Raw genomic sequence first — 3,233 nt, forward strand, 5'->3', positions numbered from 1 at the left:
GCCGAGCCTGCCGAGCCTGCCGGGCCAGCTGAGCCACTGAGCCGCCGAGCCGCCGAGCCGCCGAGGCACCGAGGCAGCAGGCCACCGGGCCGCCGGGCCACCGAGTCAGCCGAGCCACCGAGTCAGCCGAGCCACCGGGCCGCCGGGCCGCCGGGCCTACCGGCCGTAGCGCGCGAGCGTCAGGCCCGACAAGTCGATCTCCGGTTCCCGCCCCGTGACGAGATCCGCCACCACCTTCCCCGACCCCATCGACATCGCCCAGCCCGTCGAGCCGTGGCCGACGTTGAGCCAGAGCCCGTCGATCCCGCTCGCGCCGAGCAGCGGCGGCCCGTCGGGCGTCATCGGCCGGCGGCCGACCCAGAAGCGCGCCGATGCGCGATCGGCCGCGTGCGGAAACCAGTCGTCGAGCACCTTCATCAGCGTATCGAGCGCCTGCCGGCGCAGCGCTGCGTGCCGGTTGCCGAGTTCCGCCGTACCCGCGACGCGCAACGTCGGGCCGAAGCGCGTGATCGCCGTCTTCAGCGATTCGTCCATCAGCGCGGCGTGCGGCGCTTTTTCGTCGTCGACGACGGAGAGCGTCGCCGAGTAACCCTTCACCGGATAGAGCGGCACGTCGATGCCGTGCGGCCGCAGCAGCGCGGCGCTGTCGACGCCGAGCGCGACGACGATCGCGTCGGCGGCGAGCCGCGCGTCGCGTTGCTTGCTGCCGGCGTTCGATGCGTGCGGATGCGCTCGTGCACGATCCGGCGTATCGCCATCCTCGTTGCCGTTACCGACGGTCCGCACGCCGCGCACCCGGCCCGCTTCAACGTCGAGCGCCTGCACGTCCGTGTGAAAGCGGAACGTCACGCCGTTTGCTTCGCACAGCGCCCGCAGTTCACGCGTAAAGCGCGCGCAGTCGCCCGCTTCGTCGTCGGGCAGGTAGATGCCGCCGACGGGCGCCTGCCGCGCCCAGCGCAGGCCCGGCTCGATCGCCGTGCAGCCGGCCGCATCGAGCTCGCGAAACGCGATGCCGGCGTCGCGCAGCACCTTCAGCGCGGGCTGGACCATCTGCACGTCGAACGCACCGCGCAGCAGCTGGAGGTAGCCCCGGCTCGCGCCGTAGTCGAACGGATGCCGGTCACGAAATGCGTGCAGGCATGCGCGGCTGTAATAGGCGATGCGCTGCATCCGCTGCTTGTTCACACGGAACCGCTCGAATTCGCATTCGCGCAGCCAGCGCGCGATCCAGCGCCACTGCGCGGCTTCGAGCGTCGGCCGGAAGATCAGCGGCGACGCGGGCTCGAACAGGTACTTGAGGATCTTGCCGGGCATCCCGGGGGCGGCCCACGGCGTCACGTAGCCGGGCGCGATCACGCCGGCGTTGCCGAGGCTCGTCGCTTGAGCGACGTCGGCCTCGCGTTCGATCAGGGTGACCTCGCAACCTGCTTCGCGCAGGTGCCAGGCGGTGGTGACGCCGATCACGCCGGCGCCGAGAACGATCACGTGCATGCGGTTTCCGGAACGTGGCGGTTGCTCAGGACGCGACGGCCGGATCGTCGACGAGCGACTTGCCGCGCGTTTCCGGCAGGACGAGCGCCGCGACGATCACGAGCAGGTAGCCGCCGCCCGCGACGAGGCCGATCGCCTTCACGAGCGACATCGACTGCGACAGCGAGCCGACGAGGATCGGGAAGAACGAGCCGAGCCCGCGCCCGAGGTTGTAGCAGAAGCCCTGGCCCGAGCCGCGGATCGCACCGGGATACAGCTCCGACAGGTACGCGCCGACGCCCGCGAAGATCCCTTGCACGACGATCCCGAGCGGGAAGCCGAGCAGCAGCATCGCGGTGTCGGTGATCGGCAGCATCGTGTACGCCATGCCGAGCGAGAACGAGCCGATCGCGAACAGGATGAACGACGCGCGGCGGCCGAGCCGGTCGGACAGGATCGCGCCGACCACGTAGCCCACGAACGAGCCGACGATCAGCACGACGAGGTAGCCACTCGTGTTGAACACCGACAGGTGGCGGACGGTTTTCAGGTAGGTGGGCAGCCACGTCGTGATCGCGTAGTAGCCGCCCAGCATCCCGGTGCACAGCGCGCTGCCGAACAGCGTCGCGCGCAGGTGCGGCGGCGAGAAGATCTCGAGGAAGTGGCCCGACACGCGGCCTTCGTCGCGCGCGCGGCGGGTGGCCGTGTAGATGTCCGGATCGCTGACGTTGCGGCGGATGTACAGGATCCACAGCGCGGGCGCGATGCCGATCCAGAAGCATGCGCGCCATGCGACCTGCTCGGGCAGCAGCGCAAAGAACGCCCAGTAGAGGATCGCGGCCGCGCCCCAGCCGAACGACCAGCTGCTCTGCACGGTGCCGACGGCTTTCGCGCGGTGTTCGGGCGAGCGGATCGTCTCGGCCATCATGATCGTCACGACCGACCATTCGCCGCCGAAGCCGAAGCCCTGCAGCGTGCGTGTCGCGAGCAGTTGCAAGAACGAATGGGTGAAGCCGGACAGGCACGTGAACAGCGCGAACGTCGCGATCGTCCACTGCAGCACGCGCACGCGGCCGTAGCGGTCGGCGAGGATGCCGGCGACCCAGCCGCCGAGCGCCGACGAGATCAGCGAGCTCGTCGCGATCATCCCGGCCTCGCTCTTCGTCATGCCCCAGGCTGCGATCAGCGTCGGAATCAGGAACGAATAGATCATGAAGTCGAACGCATCGACCGCGTAGCCGCCGAATCCGGCATACAGCGTCCTGCGTTCGCGTGTCGACAACTCGTCGAACCACTGGAATGCCTGCATGCTTGCCGTCCCCCTGTTGTCTCGTCCTGTCTCGCGCTGCCGCGTGGCGGTTATTTTACGGGCGGGGAGCGGGGCGCCAAAAAGACGGGAGCGAGGGCGCGGCGGGCGGCGAGGGTGGGAGGGCCGCGTGGAACGGCGGGTGTCCCGGGAACGTGCGAGCGCCGATCGCGCTCGCGTGCCACGCCAACGTCGGCGGCAGCGACGTCCCGCGCGACCGCACGACGTACGGCCGCTCGATTCAGAGCGTCAGGCCGCCGTCGATGTGGACGATCTGCCCGGTGATCTGTCGCGCCGCATCCGACAGCAGGAACGCGATCAGCGTGGCGACGTCGTCGGGTTCGGCGATCCGGCCGAGCGGTGTCGCCTGTTCGGCCTGCGCCCACGCGTCGGCGTTGCCGGCGCTCGGCCCGTGGTCCTTGCGCGTGAAGCCCGGCGCGACCGCGTTGACGGTGAT

General features: G+C 70.1%; 3 protein-coding genes. All 3 read right to left on the bottom strand.

What is annotated here, in order from left to right; all coding sequences use genetic code 11:
- Positions 1-156 precede the first annotated feature (156 nt).
- Complete coding sequence (locus L810_RS43080; protein ID WP_021164349.1) at positions 157-1,491, bottom strand: D-amino acid dehydrogenase; 1,335 nt, start codon at positions 1,489-1,491, stop codon at positions 157-159.
- 25 nt (positions 1,492-1,516) lie between these two features.
- Positions 1,517-2,779: an MFS transporter gene (locus L810_RS43085; RefSeq protein WP_021164350.1), complete on the bottom strand. Its 1,263-nt coding sequence runs from the start codon at positions 2,777-2,779 to the stop codon at positions 1,517-1,519.
- Positions 2,780-3,017: 238 nt separating this feature from the next.
- On the bottom strand, positions 3,018-3,233 hold a 216-nt coding region (locus tag L810_RS43090), incomplete at its 5' end, for an SDR family oxidoreductase (RefSeq protein ID WP_042978440.1).

Origin of the sequence: Burkholderia sp. AU4i (assembly GCF_000466765.1) — a bacterium.
In the GTDB taxonomy this organism is placed as follows: Bacteria; Pseudomonadota; Gammaproteobacteria; order Burkholderiales; family Burkholderiaceae; genus Burkholderia; species Burkholderia cepacia.

Excerpts from the sequence above, each read along its gene's own strand:
- L810_RS43080 (WP_021164349.1), bottom strand. The coding sequence starts at position 1,491 with ATGCACGTGATCGTTCTCGGCGCCGGCGTGATCGGCGTCACCACCGCC.
- L810_RS43085 (WP_021164350.1), bottom strand. The coding sequence starts at position 2,779 with ATGCAGGCATTCCAGTGGTTCGACGAGTTGTCGACACGCGAACGCAGG.